The organism is Achromobacter pestifer, assembly GCF_902859625.1.
GTDB classification, from domain to species: Bacteria; Pseudomonadota; Gammaproteobacteria; order Burkholderiales; family Burkholderiaceae_B; genus Achromobacter; species Achromobacter pestifer.
Map to the genome: position 1 here is coordinate 537,416 of NZ_CADIJX010000002.1, position 16,976 is coordinate 554,391.

The following is a 16,976-nucleotide window of genomic DNA, read 5'->3' on the forward strand; positions in this document are numbered from 1 at the left end:
ATGGTGGGCTACCTGAGCGCAATCGTTACGGCCATTTCGATGGCAACCTTTTTCGGCATTGTCTGGTGGGCCTGCTCGCGCGGCCGCCAGAGCGCCAACCGCGAATCGGCCATGCTGCCGTTCGCCTTGCCCGATGAGTTCAATCAGGCACAACAAGATGGAGCGAATCGGTCATGAGCGATTTCGTTAATGGCTTCTGGGGGATTTTCATCTCGGTCGTCGCCGTGGGCGGTGTGGTCTGGTGCCTGTGGCTGCTGTACACGCAGCGCCGCTGGCTCAGCACCAAGCCGGCCAGCGGACAGGTCGAAGATACCGGCCACGTGTGGGATGGCGACCTGACCGAGCTTAACAACCCTGTTCCCACATGGTGGACCTGGATGTATCTGCTGGCGTGCGTGTTCGCGCTGGGATACCTGTTCTTCATGCCGGGGCTGGGTTCGTACAAGGGCCAGTTGGGCTATAGCAGCACCGAGGAAGTTGCGCGCCACCAGGCCAAGATGGCCGAGGCCGTGCGTCCGATCTATGCGCGCTTTGAAACCATGACGGTGCCGCAAGTGGCGGGGGATCCCAGCGCCCGGGAAATGGGGCAACGGTTGTTCTTGAACACCTGCGCGCAGTGCCACGGATCGGATGCGAAGGGTGGTCCCAGCTTTCCGAACCTGACCGATGGCGATTGGCTGTATGGCGGTTCGCCGGAAGTCATCATGGAAACCATCACGAAAGGACGCCATGGCGTGATGCCGCCCTGGAAAGCCGCAATTGATGCCAAGACGGCAGGCGACATCGCGCAGTACGTGCGTTCGTTGTCGGGTCTGACGTCGGATGACATTCGTGTGTTCCGCGGCAAGCGCGAGTTCGCGAACTTCTGCGTGGCCTGTCACGGCGTGGATGGAAAGGGCAACCAGCTATTGGGTGCGCCCAACCTGACGGACGACGTCTGGCTGTACGGCAGTTCCGAGGCATCGATTGTCAAAACGATCCTGGACGGGCGTGACAACCGCATGCCGGCGCACGAACACATCCTGAGCCCCGAGCAGATCAAGATCCTGACGGCCTGGGTATGGGGTCTGTCGAACAAGCCGGAAGCCGCCGCGCAAGCAGCGGCCACGACGGCGGGGAATCCGCCCGCCGTCAGCACGGCGGCCAAGTAAGCCGGCCAGCGGTGTTTAGGTGGGGGGCGCAGCATGCGGCCCCCACATCATTGGACTTAATGTACGGAGCAGCAAATGGAAGATGGGTCAACCGCAAGCGTCGGCACTTCGCCCGGCGGGGACCCGCCACCCTGGCGGCCGCACACTCGGCCGCCGCGCCCCGGGCAGGAAACGCTGGAGCAAACCCTGGCGGGCGTGCGCAGCAAGATCTATCCGCGATCCGTCAGTGGCGTCTTTGCCCGTTGGCGCGTCGCCTTCGTCTTTATCACCCAACTGATCTTCTACGGACTGCCCTGGCTGCAATGGAATGGCCGGCAGGCGGTGCTATTTGATCTGGGCGCACGCAAGTTCTACCTGTTCGGCCTGGTGCTGTGGCCGCAGGACGTGGTGTACCTGGCCGTGCTGCTGGTGATTTCCGCGCTGGCGCTGTTCCTGTTCACGGCGGTGGCGGGGCGGCTGTTCTGCGGCTATGCGTGTCCGCAAACGGTCTACACCGAGATCTTCATGTGGATCGAGCGCAAGGTCGAAGGCGACCGCATCGCACGCATCCGCCTGGACGAATCGCCTTGGACGTGGCGCAAGGCACGTTTGAAGATCACCAAGCATTTCCTGTGGATCGCGCTGGCCTGGTGGACGGGCTCCACGTTCATTGGCTATTTCGCGCCGATCCGGGAATTGGGCCATGAACTGTTCACGTTGCAGCTGGGGCCGTGGCAGTGGTTCTGGATGCTCTTCTATGGCTTTGCCACCTGGGGCAATGCCGGGTTCATGCGTGAATCCGTCTGCAAGTACATGTGCCCCTACGCGCGCTTCCAGAGCGTGATGGTGGACCCCGATACGTTCGTCGTCACCTATGACAAAGTGCGTGGCGATCCGCGCGGGGGGCGTTCGCGCAAGGTGGATCACAAGGCCGCCGGCCTGGGCGACTGCGTGGATTGCAGCTTGTGCGTGCAGGTCTGCCCCACCGGCATCGACATCCGGGAAGGCTTGCAGTACATGTGCATCGGTTGCGGCGCCTGTATTGACGCCTGCGAGCAGGTCATGGACAAGATGCAATACGAGCCCGGCCTGATCCGCTATACGTCGGATCGCGCCATGCAGGAAGGCCTGTCCGGCAAGAGCGCGCGTTCGCACTTGCTACGCCCGCGCGTGCTGGTCTATGGCACGCTGATCTTGATCCTGGTGGCTGCGTTCGTGGCGTCGCTGGCGATGCGCAACCCGTTGCGGGTCGATGTCATCCGAGACCGTGGCGCGTTGGGCAGGGAAGTGGCGGGCGGCCAGATCGAGAACGTCTACCGCTTGCAGATCATCAACACCTCAGACACGGCGATGCGCTTGCAGCTGTCTGCCGATGGCATCCCGGGGCTGGCCGTGATGGCGGGCCAACAGGGGACCGACGTGGTGGACGTGGAGCCCGCTGCCAACAAACTGGTTCCCATGGTGATCCGGGCGCCTGCGGGTGCCGAACCGGGCGCGCACGCCATCACGTTGCGCGCGCGCGGTCACGACGGTGAAAACCGGTCGATCGAGACCGACGAACCCGCCAGCTTCTACGTGCCCGATTGAATAAGCAAAGGACAAACACATGACCATCGCCCAATCCGCCACTCCGGCGCTCAAACCCTGGTATCAAGAACCCTGGCCCTGGATCCTGATGGCTGGCCCGTTCGCGGCCATGGTCGGGTGCTTCATCACCATCTACTTCGCCTACAGCAATTTCGTGCACGAGCCAATCCTGGACGGCGTGGTCAAGCGTGGCCTGGTGATTGAACAGGTAGCGCCGAAGACCGGTGACGGTGCGCCGTCGCAGGGTGCGGGCGCCGCGCGCGCCAACCCCTGACAGGAGGACACAGATGGGCCTGCGTTCATTGATGTGGATTCTGTGGCCGTCATTCCTGGCGGCTGCGATGGGTAGCGTCTTGATATTCGCGCTGATCGACCCGCTGGACGTGGCGATCTTCGGGCATGTCCCCACGGGACGCACGGGCTTCTACACCGTGTCGTTCTTCGTGCTGTGGGTGATGGCCAGCTTGTCCAGCACGTTGACGGCGTACCTGATGCCTAAAGCCGACGAGGACGACGCGCTGTAATGCCGGGGTCTTCCTGCCCGTCCGTAATGGTCACGGCGCGGGCAGGGGTGGCCCGCCTGCGGGCGGGCGCTGCGTCAGACCTTTTTGACGAACTCTGACTTCAGGCTCATCTGGCCGAAGCCGTCGATCTTGCAATCGATGTCGTGGTCACTGTCGACCAGGCGAATGCCTTTGACTTTCGTGCCCATCTTGACCACGCCGCCCGACCCTTTGAGCTTCAGGTCCTTGATGACGGTGATGGTGTCGCCGTCTTGCAGGACATTGCCGGCGGAATCGCGGTAGACGCGGGCCTCGTCATCGGCAGGCGTGGCGTCTTCTGCTGACCATTCATGCGCGCATTCCGGGCAGACGTAGGCGCTGCCGTCTTCATAGGTGAATTCGGATTGGCACTTCGGACAGGCGGGCAATGCACTCACGGGTGGACCTCAGGTAAAACGCGCGGATCGCGCAATGCATGATTGTACGTCGGGATAGACGTTGTTTTGCGCTGAACGTGCCTCTATCTTCATGTATTTTCATGCAGTAAGTCGACAAAATGCTGGCCGGCTGCCGTCAGGGGGCGGTCGCGCGGCACGATGCTGCCAAATGCCGTCAACGACTGCTGAATCTGGTAGGGCAGGATCGCCAGCAGGCCATGGCGGGCATAGCGGCTGGCGACGGATTCCGGAATCACGCCCAGCATCTGCGACTTGATCGCCAGGTTGGTGGTGGTCAGGATGGAGGCGGATTCGATCAGCCCGGCAGGCATGGCTGTGTTGTGTGACCGGAATTCATGTTCGATCACGTCTCGCATCGGACTGCCATGCGGTTGCAGGATCCAGGGGTAGGCCTGCATGGCATCGAAACTGACGCGCCGTTTGCCGGCCAGGGGATGGTCCACGGCGGCGATCACCGACAGCGCTTCGTCGCCGATGGGGCGGAACAGGAAGTTGCGTTCCGGCAGGGTCAGCATGCGGCCGATCACCACATCCAGCTTGCCCTCGTTCAGTTGCGCGATCAGCAGGTCGCTGGTGCCGGTGGAGATCTCCACGGCCAGCAGCGGATACGTCTGCTTCAGGCGCAAGAGGGCATCGGTCAGGTGGCCGGGCGAGGCCGCCATGATGCTGCCGATGAACAGTTTGCCGGCGCTGCCCAGCCGCAGTTCGTCCAGTTCGCGGGCCAGCGACGACACCGTGCCGCGCATGCCTCGGAAATACCCCATGACGCATTCGCCCGCGGGTGTCAGCGTCAGGCCCCGGCCTATGCGCTCAAACAGTGGCTGACCCAGCGCCAATTCCAATTCATGCAGCATCTTGCTGGCGGCCGATTGGGTCATGTTCAGTTGCGTCGCGGCCGCGCGCAGCGTGCCACGGTCGTCGATGGCAAGCAGCAGCACGATCTGCCGCATGCGCAGTCGCGCCAGCAGGGCGGGGACGTTCAGGGTGCGTTCCATGATTGATCGCCTAGGGTGAACGGTTGGTGCAAAAGTTTCATTTTACGGAAACAACGGTTCTTCATAAGATGCCTTCACAACAAATTGCCCGTCAGCGGCAAAGAAGTCATCAAGGAGACAACCATGAAGATCCGCGTATTGGTATTGGCCGCGATGGCGGCGAGTGCCCTGAGTCTGCCCACGCCGGGCCTTGCGCAGGCGCAATCGGCCGATTGGCCCACCAAGCCCCTGCGCCTGCTGGTCGGGTCCGCGCCCGGCGGCGGCACGGACGCCATGGCGCGCGCGGTGGCCGACAGGCTTGGGCCGATGCTCAAGCAGACGGTGGTGGTCGAGAACAAGCCCGGCGCGTCCAATACGCTGGCCGCCGACCTGGCCGCAAAGTCCGCGGACAACCACACCATGGTGATGGGTGTGTCGACCGCGCATGCGATCGCACCGCATCTGCTGAAGCTGGGCTACGACAATGACCGCGACCTGACGCCCGTGGTGTTCGTGGGCGCCGTGCCCAATATCCTGGTGGTCAACAATCAGGTGCCCGCGCAGTCGGTGCAGGAACTGATTGCGCTGTTGAAGCGCAAACCGGGTGAATACAACTTCGCCAGTAGCGGTTCGGGCAGCACCCAGCATATCGCCGCCGAACTGTTCAAGGACGCCACGGGCGTGCAGATGACGCATATCCCGTACCGGGGCAGTGGCCCGGCCATGGTGGACCTGATGGGCGGGCAGGTGCAGATCGCCTTTGAAACCGCGTCGTCCGTCATCCCGCATATCAAAAGCGGCAAGGTGCGCGCGCTGGCCGTGCTGAGCGCCCGTCGCAACGCCCAGTTGCCCGATGTGCCCACGATGGCCGAAGCCGGCGTGCCCGGCGTCGAAATGAGCGCCTGGTACGGCATCTACATGCCCAGCGCCACGCCCGCCGCCATCCAGAAGCGCATCCATGACGACGTCAACCAGATTCTGGCGCTGCCCGAAACGCAGAGCCGTTTGCTGGCCATTGGCGCCGACATCACGCCGATGAGCCAGGAACAGTTCGCGCAGTTCCACAAGGCCGAAAACCAGCGTTACGCCGGCATCATCAAGAAGAACAACATTTCCGTGGAATGACCGCATGAATACGCAGCAGAAACCCGTTATTGCCCTGACCCTGGGCGATCCTGCCGGCATAGGGGCCGAACTGATTGCCCGCCTGCTGGCCCGGCCCGAGGCCTGCCAACTGGCCAACATCGTGCTGGTGGGCGATGCCTGGCTGTGGCAAGAAGGCCAGCGCGTGGCGGGGGTTCAGATTCAGACGCGCACCGTGGATCGCATCGACGCGGTGCGTGAGCGGCCGGATACGGACCTGCCGGCCTGGCTGCCGATGGAGACCGTGCGCCCCGAGCAGGTGGCGGTGGGTCAGCCGCAGGCCGCGGGCGGCGCGTCGGTGTTGCGTGTGCTGGACGCCTGCATGGACGCTGCGCGCAACGGGCATGTCGATGCCATCTGCTTTGCGCCGCTGAACAAGTTCGCCATGAAGCTGGGCGGCCTGAAGCACGACGACGAACTGCACCACTTCGCGCAGTACTTGGGCGTGACCGGCTACTTCTGTGAATTCAATACGTTGGGCGATCTTTGGACGTCGCGGGTGTCCTCGCATATTCCGCTGAAAGACGCCGCGGCGGCGCTGAGCGTTGACGGCATCAAGGCGGCCACGCGGCTGATCTACCGGTCGTTGCAGGCCAACGGCGTGGCCGCGCCGCGGGTGGCCGTGGCCGCCTTCAATCCGCACGGCGGCGACGGCGGCACCTGCGGCCGCGAAGAGGTCGACATCATCGCGCCGGCCGTGCGGCAACTGAACGAGGAAGGGTTGCCCGTGCAGGGACCGTTTCCGGCCGACACCATTTTCCTGAAGGCGCAAGCCGGCGAATTTCAGGCGATCGTCACCATGTATCACGATCAAGGGCAGATCGCGATCAAGCTGCTTGGTTTTTCGCGTGGGGTGACGGTGCAGGGCGGGCTGCCCATTCCCATCACCACGCCGGCTCACGGCACCGCCTACGACATCGCCGGTCAGGGCCGCGCCAACGTGGATGCCACCTGGCAGGCCTTCCTGATTGCGTGCCGCATGGGCGTCTCGCACCGCATCTCCTCTTTCAAGTAGGAATCCGACATGAAGATCAAATCCGTCCGTGCCCGTGTTTTTGAATGGACCGGCAAGACCGTGCCGCCCCAAGGAAATTTCTGCTCCAACGCCATGGACCTGCTGTATTCCAAGCAGGAAACCATGAGTACGTTCCGCTTTCACGGCTGGACCGTCGTCGAAGTGGAAACGGACGACGGCATCGTGGGTCTGGGCAATGTGGCGCTGGCCCCGCGTGTGGCCAAGGCCATCATCGACCAATACTTGGCGCCGCTGGTGGTGGGGCAGGACCCATGGGACTACGAATACCTGTGGCAGCGCATGTACCGGGCGACGCACGCCTGGGGCCGCAAAGGCGTGACGATGGCCGCGATCTCCGGTGTGGACCTGGCTATCTGGGACATCCTGGGCAAGTCGGTGGGCAAGCCGGTCTTCAAACTGCTGGGCGGCCGCACGAAGGAGAAGATTCCCGTTTACTACTCCAAGCTGTACCGCACGGATCTGAAGGCCATGCAGGACGAAGCGCAGACCTATCTGGACCAGGGCTTCACGGCGTTCAAGATGCGCTTTGGCTACGGGCCGGCGCACTTGCAGAAGGGCGTGAGCGAGAACCTGAAGTCGGTGGCGGCGGTGCGCGAAGTCATCGGGTATGACACCGACCTGATGCTGGAATGCTATATGGGCTGGAACCTGGAATACGCCAAGCGCATGCTGCCCAAGCTTGAAAAATATGAACCGCGTTGGTTGGAGGAGCCGGTCATCGCGGACGATATCGACGGCTATGCGGAGCTGAACCAGCTGACGTCGATTCCGATCTCAGGCGGCGAACACGAGTTTTCGCTGTACGGGTTCAAGCAGTTGCTGGACCGCAAGGCGGTGTCGGTGGTGCAGTACGACACGAACCGCGTGGGCGGCATCACGGCGGCGCACAAGATCAACGCCCTGTGCGAGGCCTATAGCGTGCCGGTGGTGCCGCACGCCGGCCAGATGCACAACTACCATCTGACGATGAGCACGCTGGCCTCGCCCATGAGCGAGTATTTCCCGATGTTCGATGTGGAAGTCGGCAATGAGCTCTTCTATTACATCTTCGACGGCGAACCCGTGGCCAAGGAAGGCTTCATCGATCTGGATGACAACAAGCCAGGTCTGGGGCTGACCCTGAAGACCGAGTACCTGAACGATTTCAACATCATTGAGTAAACCCGCCATGACGACAATCCAGGCGCCGCGCTATCGCGGCATTTTCCCGGTGGTGCCCACCCCTTTCACGGAATCGGGCGACCTGGACCTGCCCAGCCAGAAGCGCGCGGTGGACTTCATGATCGATTCGGGCGTGGATGGACTGTGCATCCTGGCCAACTTCTCCGAACAGTTCGTGCTGTCGGACGAGGAACGCGAGGTGCTGGCCCGGACCATCCTGGAGCACGTGGCGGGCCGTGTGCCCGTCATCGTCACGACCACGCACTTCAGCACCCGCATCTGCGCGGCGCGCAGCCGGCGCGCGCAGGAGCTGGGCGCAGCCATGCTGATGATCATGCCGCCTTACCATGGGGCCACGATCCGGGTATCCGACGCGCAGGTCGAGGCTTTTTTCCAGCAGGTGTCGGATGCGGTGGACATTCCCATCATGATCCAGGACGCGCCGGTGGCGGGTACGCCGTTGTCGGCCGCGCTGCTGGCGAAGATGGCGCGCGAGATCCAACACGTGTCTTACTTCAAGATTGAAACCGCGGGCGCGGCCTCCAAGCTGCGCGACCTGATCGCGCTGGGCGGAGATGCCGTGGAAGGCCCTTGGGACGGCGAGGAAGCCATCACCTTGTTGCCCGACCTGGACGCCGGCGCCACGGGCTCGATGACGGGCGGCGGCTTTGCGGACGGGATCCGGCCCATTATCCAGGCGCACCAGGCCGGTCGGCGGGACGAAGCCTATCGCCTGTACGAGCGTTGGCTGCCGCTGATCAACTACGAAAACCGCCAGGGCGGCATCCTGACGGCCAAGGCGCTGATGAAGGCGGGTGGCGTGATCGATTGCGAGGCACCCCGGCATCCGTTCCCGCCCATGCGTGCCGAGGTCCGCCAGGGCCTGCTGGAAACCGCCCGCAGGCTGGACCCCCTGGTCCTGCGCTGGGGCCGGTAATTCTCGAAACCCGAACACAGCGTTCCGCCTGACCGACCAAGCGAGCCCCCGCATGGCGGGTAAAATCCCTGACTATCGATCATGTTGGGGGCTCGCGTGCAGCCGGTTATTTCAGTTCAAGGGTTATCCAAACGGTACGCCTCGGGATTTCAGGCGCTCAAGAGTGTCAACCTGGAAATCCAGCGGGGCGAGATCTTCGCCTTGCTTGGGCCAAACGGCGCGGGCAAGACGACGCTGATCAGCATCATCTGCGGCATCGTCAACCCCAGCGACGGCCGGGTACTGGCCGACGGCCACGATATCGTGTCGGACTTCCGCGCCGCGCGTTCCAAGATCGGCCTGGTGCCGCAAGAGATCTCCACCGACGCCTTTGAAAGCGTGTGGAACACCGTGACGTTCAGCCGTGGTTTGTTCGGCAAGCCGGCCAATCCCGCCTACATCGAAAAGGTGCTGCGCGACTTGTCCCTGTGGGATAAGAAGGACAGCCGCATCATGGCGCTGTCGGGTGGCATGAAGCGCCGCGTCATGATCGCCAAGGCGCTATCGCATGAACCCGCCATTCTGTTCCTGGACGAGCCCACGGCAGGCGTGGACGTGGAGCTGCGCCGTGGCATGTGGGAAATGGTGCGGCGGCTGCGCGAAAGCGGCGTCACCATCATCCTGACCACGCACTACATCGAAGAAGCGCAGGAAATGGCCGACCGCATCGGTGTGATCCGCAAAGGCGAGATCATCCTGGTCGAAGAAAAGGACGCCCTGATGGCCAAGCTGGGCAAGCGCCAACTGAGCCTGACCTTGAAGGCGCCGCTGCCGGGCATCCCGACCGCGCTGGACGCCTATCAGCTGGACCTGTCCGCCGACGGCTATAAGCTGGTTTACACCTACGACAACCAGGGCGGCGGCCAGATGTCGCAGCTGCTGCACGACCTGAGCCGGCTTGAGATCGAATTCACGGATCTGAATTCATCGGAAAGCTCGCTTGAGGATATCTTTGTCAGCCTGGTACACGGTCAATCATGAACTTCTACGCCATCCGCGCTATCTATCTGTTTGAAATGGCCCGTGCCTGGCGCACGTTGATGCAAAGCGTGTTGTCGCCAGTCATTTCCACGTCGCTGTATTTCGTGGTGTTCGGGTCGGCCATCGGTTCGCACATGGTCGAAATCGACGGGGTGAGCTATGGCGCGTTCATCGTGCCCGGCATGATCATGCTGTCGCTGCTGACACAAAGCATCGCCAATGCGTCCTTTGGCATCTACATGCCCCGGTTTTCCGGCACCATCTACGAGATCCACTCGGCGCCGATCTCGTATGTGGAGATCGTCATGGGCTATGTGGGGGCCGCGGCCAGCAAGTCCATCATCCTGGGGCTGATCATGCTGGCTACCGCACGGCTGTTCGTGTCTTTCGAGGTCGCGCACCCGATCTGGATGCTGAGCTTCCTTGTGCTGACGGCCGTCACGTTCAGCCTGTTCGGCTTCATCATCGGCGTCTGGGCCGACGGCTTCGAGAAGTTGCAGATCATCCCGCTGATGATCATCACGCCGCTGACCTTCCTGGGGGGCACCTTCTATTCGATCAAGATGCTGCCGCCGTTCTGGCAAACGGCTACCTTGTTCAATCCGGTGGTGTACCTGGTCAGCGGCTTTCGCTGGGCGTTCTACGGCGTGTCAGACGTCAGCCTGGGCGTCAGCGTTGGCATGACCCTGGTGTTCCTCTTTGCCTGCCTGATCGGGGTGCGCTGGATCTTCAAGACGGGTTACCGCCTGAAGACCTGATCAACCCATGGCCGTGGGCGCGCGGCGGGCCAAGCCGTCGAAGGCATCCAGCAGCCGTTCGCGCCACGCATGGACGGGGTCGTCCTCGGCCAGTAATTCCAGCGGGCTGGTGCAGCGGGCCCACATGAACAGGCCGAAGACCGCGTAGTCGGCGTAGGCGTGCTGCTCACCCGACAGATAGTGCTGTTTGCCCAGCGTCTGACGCAACGGCAGCAGCGCTGCCCGCAGCGCGGTGATCTGCTCGGTGTAGCCCGCCGGCAGGTCTTCCAGCCTGCCAAAGCGCTTTTCTCGCGTGGTCCGGAAGTAGTCCTGGTCCTTCTCGTGGATCAGGCCATGAATGGCGGGCAGCAGCAGGCGAGCCAGAACCGGCACCAGCGTCGTATCGCCCCAGGCATTCGCAAACAGGCTGACCGCGCGACCCCCCGTGCCGCCAAACAGCGATGGCCGTTCAGGAAAGGTGTCTTCCAGGTAGCAGGCGATCTGCCACGAATCACTGACGACATGAGTGCCGTGAACCAGCACGGGAACCAGCTTCTGGCCGGAAAAGTCGATCGCTTCTTTTTCCGTGAAATGCCAGGGCACGGTCGTGGCGGACAGGCCCTTGTGGGCAAGCGCCATGTGTGTTTTCCAGCAGTGCGGGCTGAAACGTAGCGACGAGTCGGCGCCAGCCAGGTCATAGAGGGTGAGATCCGGGGTCAAGATACCGCGCTCCTTGGACGTGCATGTTGGGTGAGAACCGCAGCCAGGATACTGCTTTCTCCGGCGGGACGTGCACCCAGGGGTGAGCGGAGAGCCCAAGAAAAAGCGCCACGTGCCCAAGGGGCGCGTGGCGCAGGCCGGACAATCCCCGGTTCGGCCTTGGGTTATTTCGGAGCGCCCTGGCTCATGTTCATGACCTTCTGCTTCAACTGCGGATTCTGCTGCACGGCCTGGCCGATGCCATTGAATTCTTCGACGGTCAGTCCGTCAGCGCGAACCAATTGCACCATCTTGGCATCCGCTTCCTGGACGACCTTCTGCTTGGCTTCGTCCGACTTCGCGGCGTCGACCTTGGGACGATATTCGTCGACCACGCCGGACACCTTCTGCGATGCAGATGCGAAGCGCTGCAATTGCTGATCAGTGGGCTGTTGAATGGCGGGGGCCATTTGCGGCTGAGCCGGCGGCTGGCTCGCGTTTTGCGCCAAGGCGGGGGCACCGGACAGCGCCGTCGTCAGAATGGCGGCGGATAGGAATGCGTAAGTGGAACGCTGCATGAAACCTCCTTGTTCCGGATGAATGTCCAATCATGATGACAAGCCGCCGCAGGGGGTTCAAGTTTCGCAATGTGTTTTCCTGTGTCGGCAGGCCACCGTAGCGCGCGCCGGCGCAGGAGGGCGGCGCCTGGGGCGCCGCAGAAACGTTTTCGCGCCATTCTGTGACATTGAGAGATCGTTTGCGCGGCCCGCATTGGCGCTGTCGGGGCCGCGAAACGCGCAGGAATTGCGGGCGGGCGGGTGCAGAGCCCGCCCGCGCGGCCGCTTTAGAGCAGCTCCAACGCGATGGCGGTGGCTTCCCCGCCGCCGATGCACAGCGTGGCCACGCCGCGCTTGCCGTTCGTGGCCTTCAGGGCGCCCAGCAGCGACACCATGATGCGCGCGCCGGATGCGCCGATGGGATGGCCGACCGCGCATGCGCCGCCGTGGATGTTGACCTTGTCACGCGGAATGTCGTGCTCTTTCATGGCCGCCATGGTGACTGCCGCGAAGGCTTCGTTGATCTCGAACAGGTCGACATCCGTGGTCTTCCAACCCACCTTGTCGTACAGCTTCTTGATGGCGCCCACGGGGGCGGTGGTGAACCATTCCGGTTCTTGCGCAAAGCTGGCGTGGCCGACGATCTTCGCGATCGGCTTGCAACCCAGTTTCTTCGCGGTGGATTCCCGCATCAGGATCATCGCGGCGGCGCCGTCGGCATTGCCCGACGAGGATGCCGCCGTGATGGTGCCGTTCGCGGCGAAGGCGGGCTTGAGCGTGGGGATCTTCTCCACGTTGAGCTTTTGCGGGCGCTCGTCGCGGTCAATCACCGTATCGCCCTTCTTGGACTTGATGACGACGGGTACGGTTTCCCATTTCAGGGCGCCATCCTTGGCGGCGGTTTGTGCCCGCGATACGGATTCCACCGCGAACGCATCCTGCTCTTCGCGTGTGAAGCCGTACTTGGCGGCGCAGTCTTCGCCGAACGTGCCCATCGCGCGGCCCACTTGATAAGCGTCTTCCAGACCGTCCAGCATCATGTGGTCGTACATGGTGCCGTGGCCGATGCGGTAGCCGCCACGGGCCTTGGTCAACAGGTAGGGGGCGTTGGTCATGGATTCCATGCCGCCTGCCACGACCACGCCATGCGTGTCGGCAATGATGGCGTCGTGCGCGAGCATGGCGGCTTGCATGCCGGAGCCGCAGACTTTGGATACGGTGATGGCGCCGACAGAGCTGGGGATGCCAGCCTTGATGGACGCCTGACGGGCAGGCGCCTGGCCTTGTCCTGCTTGCAACACGTTGCCCATCAGCACGGCATCGATCTGGTCGGGCTTCAAGCCAGCACGCTCGATGGCGGCGCTGATGGCGGTAGCACCCAACTCATTGGCGGACAGCGTGGAAAACTCGCCCTGGAAGGCAGCAAGCGGTGTGCGGACGGCACTCACGATAACAATATGGTCAGTCATGCGAACTCTCCTATCGATAGGGAACAACCGAAAAAAAGGGGCGCACTTGCGGTGAATTCCCAAGGGCGGCGATGAGTGTCGCCCGTGGCTGCCGCGTGGCTTGTTTGCTGCGTATTGCGATGTCTGGCGCTGCGGGTGGGCGCCTCAATAGCCAAGCTCCAATGCAGTATAGACGTGGCCTTGTCCTATCTGATAACCACAGTGAAACAGGTGTCCCTGCCTGAACTCGGGCGTTGCCGTGCGCACCAGCTGCATCTCCAGGCGCTGGCGGGAAGGGTCAATTCGGGTCAGGGAGACATCGGTGAAATCGAACTCGAAACGGGTCAGCGGATGCATGCATTTGTAGAACGCTTCCTTGGATGAGAAGAGCAGGGTGGTGAACTGCGCGCGCGTCAGCGCGCCGGGATCCATCTTGCGTTCCTCGGGCCGCATGCAGACCGATTCAATCGCTTCGACTTCGCGTTCGTTGGCGATGGCCTCGATGTCGATCCCGATACCGCGCACCTCCCGTTTCCGGCCTATCGCCACGCCCACCAGCCGCCGGCTGTGGCTGATGGATCCGAGATAGCCGTCCGGCCAGATGGGTGACCGGTCTTTGGCCACGCCAACTTGTGTCGATGCCGAACCCAGCGAGGCGAGCAGGGCGGCGGCCAGTTCGCGGCCCGCCTGAAACTCCGCCTGCCTGCGCTTGCCGGGCGGCAGGTCATCGCGCCCCATCTCTTCGGGCGTGATTCGTCGCACTTGCTGGAGTAGGCGCGGTGTTACCGGAAACGGCGCCCAGGGATCCGGCGCCTCGTCTTGGTTCAGGACGGGCTGCCGCATGGAGCGTGTCCGAATCCGGATTTCATCGGGGTCAGCATCAGGCACGGAAAACACCGTTTTTGGGTCGAGAAAAATGGGGATCAATCGTACTGAAAAACAGAGGAATTACCCGTACTCCAGGGGGCGGGAAATTCAATTTCAAACCGCCTGAAAAAGAGCATTCCAGGCGGCAAATGCTTCTTATACACTAGCCGCTCGAAGCCCGTGCAGACAAGATTCGGGCCGCCAAAAACACGCTGCGGATTCCGCTGCGCAACGGCAAAACCGGCACTTACCGGGGAGACAATATGAGTGACTTTCACCTGACATTGCTCGCCTTCAAGGAATCCCCAGCGCCGCAAGTGATATGTAGCGCGCGCAAAATATCGGAATGCAATCACTCCTTCGCAAATTTGTTCGGCTACACGCGCAAGGAGCTGGTGGGTAAATCGATTCTGCAACTGTATCCCTCGTTGTCCGACTTCTATCAGATTGGCCAACGTTGCCTTAGACACCTGGAAAGCAACTGCTACTACGAAGACGAGCGCTTCATGCAGCATCGCAGCCGCGAAGTATTCTGGGCCCGTGCGCGCGGTATCACGCTTACCCCCGAAGATCCGTTCGAGCTCATGATATGGAGCTTCGAACGAATCGCCGAAAACTGTTTGCGCACGGCCAACCTGACCCGCCGGGAACGGGAAATCTCTGCTTATGTTGCCAACGGCCTGAGCTGTAAGGAGATCGCCGTTCGGCTCAATATCTCGTATCGGACGGTGGAGGTTCATCGTGCCCGGCTCATGCGCAAGCTGGACGCGAAAAACACCGCTGAATTGGTATCGAAGATCATCCTGGTCGACAATATTTCCTGAGCTCAACTCCGGTTCACCCGCGTCATTTTCCGAGCATCATTTCGGGCAGTATCGTGACGATGACCGGAAATGCGAACAGGATCAGCGTGGTGACGATTTCCATGATGACGAACCACCAGGCACCGTGAAAGATCTGCGTGAGCGGTGTCTGGCGGTCGATGCCCGCGATGACGAATACATTCAGCCCGACTGGCGGCGTGATCAGGCCGATCTCGCACATCTTCACGGCGAGGATGCCGAACCAGATGGGGTCGAAGCCCAGGGAAACCACCGTGGGAAACATGATCGGCAGCGTAATGACCAACATCGAGAACGCATCCAGGAACATGCCCAGCGGGAAGTAGGCCAGCAACATCAGGCCCACGATCAATAGCGGGGGCACGTCCGACGAGACGATGACTTCGGCGATCTGCTGCGGCACTTGCACCAGGCTCAGGAACAGGCTGAATATGCCTGCTCCCAGCATGGTGAAGAGAATCATGACCGTCGTAGTGATGGCATTGCGCAGGCTTTCGTACAGCTTGCTCTTGAGGTCGCTGCGGGTCTGGCGCGCAAACAGCAGCATGATGAACGCGGCGAACGCGCCCACGGCAGCGGCTTCGGTGGCGGTGACCAAACCCAGGTAGATGCCGCCCAGCACGATGGCGAACAACACCAGCACTTGCCAGCCGTTCTTGATCGAGAAGAGGCGCTCACGCCATGGGCTCTTCGGCAGGACAGCGGCCGACATGCGCGGCGATGTGCAGATCACGCGGATGCCGATGATGAAGATCAGCGCCGACAGCAGGCCAGGCAGCACGCCGGCCACCAGCATCTTTCCGGCGGACACCTCGGTCAGCGCGGCATAGAAGATCAGCAGCACGCTGGGAGGAATCAGCACCCCCAGCACGCCGCCTGCCGCCACCGCCCCGGCCGACAGGCGTGGGTCGTAGCCGGCACGCTTCATCTCGGGGATGGCCACCGCGCCCACGGTTGCGGCGGTGGCCACGCTGGATCCCGATGTGGCGGCGAAGCCTGCGCAGGTCAGCACACTGGCGATGGCCAGCCCGCCAGGCATGTGTCCCACCCATTTGCGTGCCACGTCGAAGAGCCGCTTGCCCACCCCGGCGTGGTGGGCGAAGGCCCCCATCAGGATAAAGAGCGGAATAACGGTCAACAGGTAGGACGCCGACTGGGCGTAGGAATAGGACTTGAGCCGGTTCAAGACAAAGGTGGTGTCTTCAACCATGATCAACCCGACGATGCCCGACAGCGCCAGCGCGGCGAACACGGGCGCACCAAGCAAAAGCAGCACGAAGATCAGGCCGATGGCAATCAGCGTAACGGTAACGGCGTCCATGGAAGGGGTTCCCGGAGGAGATCAGTGAGAGGCCAGCACGGGCGAGGCGGGAGCAACCGCTTCGGTGCGACATAGCGCACAGCCGGCCTGGGCAAGCATTTGCAAGGCGCCGAACCACAAGCCGGCCGCCACGATCACCTTGGTCCACCAGATGGGAACCTCGACATAGCCCCAGCGGAACTCGCGGATCTGGACGGATTCCAGGGCTTCGCCCGTGGCGGGATAGGCCAGCGTGACCAGCACGGCGGCGGCCGCCAGCCAGGCCAGCGCGTCCATCCATTGCGCGACGCGCGGCGGCACGCGCTTGTGCAATAAGGTGACGCGGATGTGGGCGTCGTCCATCTGGGTCCAGCCCAGGCCGAGAAAGACGATGACCACCAGGCTTAACTCCGACATTTCAAACACGCCCGGTATGGAGTGCTGATAGAAGAACCGGACGCAGGCATCCAGTGTGATGGCGAACATCAGGAACAGCAGGAACAGGGTGGCGATGGCGCCGAAGACATTGGAGATGGCGCGCAACGCCGCGCCCAGGCGGGAAGTGTGGTCCATGAGT

At 62.5% G+C, this 16,976-nt stretch carries 19 protein-coding genes and 1 pseudogene; 12 read left to right on the forward strand and 8 right to left on the reverse strand.

Annotated elements, in window-relative coordinates; all coding sequences use genetic code 11:
* The 5 genes from HV753_RS09245 (at position 1) to HV753_RS09265 (ending at position 3,241) form a co-directional block, all read left to right on the forward strand.
* A complete protein-coding gene (locus HV753_RS09245) occupies positions 1-177 on the forward strand; it encodes a cbb3-type cytochrome oxidase subunit 3 (RefSeq protein WP_175174154.1) in 177 nt (58 codons plus the stop codon).
* A complete protein-coding gene (gene ccoP / locus HV753_RS09250; protein WP_175174155.1) occupies positions 174-1,151 on the forward strand; it encodes a cytochrome-c oxidase, cbb3-type subunit III in 978 nt (325 codons plus the stop codon). Before HV753_RS09245 ends, ccoP begins: the two co-directional genes overlap by 4 nt.
* Before the next feature lie 75 nt (positions 1,152-1,226).
* On the forward strand, positions 1,227-2,717 hold the full coding sequence (gene ccoG / locus HV753_RS09255; protein WP_175174156.1) for a cytochrome c oxidase accessory protein CcoG: 1,491 nt from the start codon (positions 1,227-1,229) through the stop codon (positions 2,715-2,717).
* A gap of 19 nt (positions 2,718-2,736) precedes the next feature.
* The gene (locus tag HV753_RS09260; RefSeq protein WP_175174157.1) at positions 2,737-2,991 is read left to right on the forward strand and encodes a FixH family protein; all 255 of its coding nucleotides are present in this window, start codon (positions 2,737-2,739) and stop codon (positions 2,989-2,991) included.
* Positions 2,992-3,004: 13 nt separating this feature from the next.
* Positions 3,005-3,241, forward strand: a complete 237-nt coding sequence (locus HV753_RS09265; protein WP_175174158.1) for a hypothetical protein — start codon at positions 3,005-3,007, stop codon at positions 3,239-3,241.
* Between the two features lie 74 nt (positions 3,242-3,315).
* Here HV753_RS09265 and HV753_RS09270 read toward each other — a convergent pair whose 3' ends face one another.
* Both HV753_RS09270 and HV753_RS09275 read right to left on the reverse strand, forming a co-directional pair.
* On the reverse strand, positions 3,316-3,657 hold the full coding sequence (locus HV753_RS09270) for a zinc ribbon domain-containing protein YjdM (RefSeq protein WP_175174159.1): 342 nt from the start codon (positions 3,655-3,657) through the stop codon (positions 3,316-3,318).
* An 89-nt stretch (positions 3,658-3,746) separates the two neighbouring features.
* Positions 3,747-4,673 carry a LysR family transcriptional regulator gene (locus HV753_RS09275; RefSeq protein WP_175174160.1) on the reverse strand — a complete coding sequence of 309 codons (927 nt, stop codon included), beginning with the start codon at positions 4,671-4,673 and terminating at the stop codon, positions 3,747-3,749.
* 123 nt (positions 4,674-4,796) lie between these two features.
* Here HV753_RS09275 and HV753_RS09280 point away from each other — a divergent pair, with 123 nt between their 5' ends.
* The 6 genes from HV753_RS09280 (at position 4,797) to HV753_RS09305 (ending at position 10,707) form a co-directional block, all read left to right on the forward strand.
* Positions 4,797-5,777 carry a Bug family tripartite tricarboxylate transporter substrate binding protein gene (locus HV753_RS09280; protein ID WP_175174161.1) on the forward strand — a complete coding sequence of 327 codons (981 nt, stop codon included), beginning with the start codon at positions 4,797-4,799 and terminating at the stop codon, positions 5,775-5,777.
* 4 nt (positions 5,778-5,781) lie between these two features.
* Positions 5,782-6,810 (forward strand): 4-hydroxythreonine-4-phosphate dehydrogenase PdxA, encoded by a 1,029-nt coding sequence (locus HV753_RS09285; RefSeq protein ID WP_175174162.1) that lies wholly within the window; start codon positions 5,782-5,784, stop codon positions 6,808-6,810.
* 9 nt (positions 6,811-6,819) lie between these two features.
* Positions 6,820-7,992 carry an L-rhamnonate dehydratase gene (locus HV753_RS09290; protein ID WP_175174163.1) on the forward strand — a complete coding sequence of 391 codons (1,173 nt, stop codon included), beginning with the start codon at positions 6,820-6,822 and terminating at the stop codon, positions 7,990-7,992.
* A gap of 7 nt (positions 7,993-7,999) precedes the next feature.
* Entirely contained in the window at positions 8,000-8,929 is a 930-nt protein-coding gene (locus HV753_RS09295; protein ID WP_175174164.1) for a dihydrodipicolinate synthase family protein, read from the forward strand.
* Positions 8,930-9,025: 96 nt separating this feature from the next.
* Positions 9,026-9,949: an ABC transporter ATP-binding protein gene (locus tag HV753_RS09300; protein WP_175174643.1), complete on the forward strand. Its 924-nt coding sequence runs from the start codon at positions 9,026-9,028 to the stop codon at positions 9,947-9,949.
* Positions 9,946-10,707 carry an ABC transporter permease gene (locus HV753_RS09305; protein ID WP_175174165.1) on the forward strand — a complete coding sequence of 254 codons (762 nt, stop codon included), beginning with the start codon at positions 9,946-9,948 and terminating at the stop codon, positions 10,705-10,707. The genes HV753_RS09300 and HV753_RS09305 overlap by 4 nt, the downstream gene beginning before the upstream one ends.
* On the opposite strand, the gene HV753_RS09310 is transcribed toward HV753_RS09305, so the two are convergent.
* From HV753_RS09310 to HV753_RS09325, 4 genes are all read right to left on the reverse strand, one after another.
* Complete coding sequence (locus tag HV753_RS09310; RefSeq protein ID WP_175174166.1) at positions 10,708-11,406, reverse strand: glutathione S-transferase family protein; 699 nt, start codon at positions 11,404-11,406, stop codon at positions 10,708-10,710.
* Between the two features lie 164 nt (positions 11,407-11,570).
* On the reverse strand, positions 11,571-11,963 hold the full coding sequence (locus HV753_RS09315; RefSeq protein ID WP_175174167.1) for a DUF4168 domain-containing protein: 393 nt from the start codon (positions 11,961-11,963) through the stop codon (positions 11,571-11,573).
* 266 nt (positions 11,964-12,229) lie between these two features.
* Positions 12,230-13,411: an acetyl-CoA C-acyltransferase gene (locus HV753_RS09320; RefSeq protein WP_175174168.1), complete on the reverse strand. Its 1,182-nt coding sequence runs from the start codon at positions 13,409-13,411 to the stop codon at positions 12,230-12,232.
* Positions 13,412-13,555: 144 nt separating this feature from the next.
* Complete coding sequence (locus tag HV753_RS09325; RefSeq protein WP_175174169.1) at positions 13,556-14,233, reverse strand: 4'-phosphopantetheinyl transferase family protein; 678 nt, start codon at positions 14,231-14,233, stop codon at positions 13,556-13,558.
* A 287-nt stretch (positions 14,234-14,520) separates the two neighbouring features.
* Between HV753_RS09325 and HV753_RS09330 the strand changes: the two genes are divergently transcribed.
* A complete protein-coding gene (locus tag HV753_RS09330) occupies positions 14,521-15,081 on the forward strand; it encodes a LuxR family transcriptional regulator (RefSeq protein WP_175174170.1) in 561 nt (186 codons plus the stop codon).
* A 103-nt stretch (positions 15,082-15,184) separates the two neighbouring features.
* Here HV753_RS09330 and HV753_RS09335 read toward each other — a convergent pair.
* Positions 15,185-16,420: pseudogene (locus tag HV753_RS09335) on the reverse strand (TRAP transporter large permease); the annotation flags it as partial.
* 21 nt (positions 16,421-16,441) lie between these two features.
* Positions 16,442-16,972, reverse strand: a complete 531-nt coding sequence (locus HV753_RS09340) for a TRAP transporter small permease subunit (RefSeq protein ID WP_175174172.1) — start codon at positions 16,970-16,972, stop codon at positions 16,442-16,444.
* Positions 16,973-16,976 lie beyond the last annotated feature (4 nt).

What these genes read in the sequence shown, in the direction of transcription:
- HV753_RS09245 (WP_175174154.1), top strand. Translation starts at nt 1, where the DNA reads ATGGTGGGCTACCTGAGCGCAATCGTTACGGCCATTTCGATGGCAACC.
- ccoP (WP_175174155.1), top strand. Translation starts at nt 174, where the DNA reads ATGAGCGATTTCGTTAATGGCTTCTGGGGGATTTTCATCTCGGTCGTC.
- ccoG (WP_175174156.1), top strand. Translation starts at nt 1,227, where the DNA reads ATGGAAGATGGGTCAACCGCAAGCGTCGGCACTTCGCCCGGCGGGGAC.
- HV753_RS09260 (WP_175174157.1), top strand. Translation starts at nt 2,737, where the DNA reads ATGACCATCGCCCAATCCGCCACTCCGGCGCTCAAACCCTGGTATCAA.
- HV753_RS09265 (WP_175174158.1), top strand. Translation starts at nt 3,005, where the DNA reads ATGGGCCTGCGTTCATTGATGTGGATTCTGTGGCCGTCATTCCTGGCG.
- HV753_RS09275 (WP_175174160.1), bottom strand. Translation starts at nt 4,673, where the DNA reads ATGGAACGCACCCTGAACGTCCCCGCCCTGCTGGCGCGACTGCGCATG.
- HV753_RS09280 (WP_175174161.1), top strand. Translation starts at nt 4,797, where the DNA reads ATGAAGATCCGCGTATTGGTATTGGCCGCGATGGCGGCGAGTGCCCTG.
- HV753_RS09285 (WP_175174162.1), top strand. Translation starts at nt 5,782, where the DNA reads ATGAATACGCAGCAGAAACCCGTTATTGCCCTGACCCTGGGCGATCCT.
- HV753_RS09290 (WP_175174163.1), top strand. Translation starts at nt 6,820, where the DNA reads ATGAAGATCAAATCCGTCCGTGCCCGTGTTTTTGAATGGACCGGCAAG.
- HV753_RS09295 (WP_175174164.1), top strand. Translation starts at nt 8,000, where the DNA reads ATGACGACAATCCAGGCGCCGCGCTATCGCGGCATTTTCCCGGTGGTG.
- HV753_RS09305 (WP_175174165.1), top strand. Translation starts at nt 9,946, where the DNA reads ATGAACTTCTACGCCATCCGCGCTATCTATCTGTTTGAAATGGCCCGT.
- HV753_RS09315 (WP_175174167.1), bottom strand. Translation starts at nt 11,963, where the DNA reads ATGCAGCGTTCCACTTACGCATTCCTATCCGCCGCCATTCTGACGACG.
- HV753_RS09320 (WP_175174168.1), bottom strand. Translation starts at nt 13,411, where the DNA reads ATGACTGACCATATTGTTATCGTGAGTGCCGTCCGCACACCGCTTGCT.
- HV753_RS09325 (WP_175174169.1), bottom strand. Translation starts at nt 14,233, where the DNA reads ATGCGGCAGCCCGTCCTGAACCAAGACGAGGCGCCGGATCCCTGGGCG.
- HV753_RS09330 (WP_175174170.1), top strand. Translation starts at nt 14,521, where the DNA reads ATGAGTGACTTTCACCTGACATTGCTCGCCTTCAAGGAATCCCCAGCG.
- HV753_RS09340 (WP_175174172.1), bottom strand. Translation starts at nt 16,972, where the DNA reads ATGGACCACACTTCCCGCCTGGGCGCGGCGTTGCGCGCCATCTCCAAT.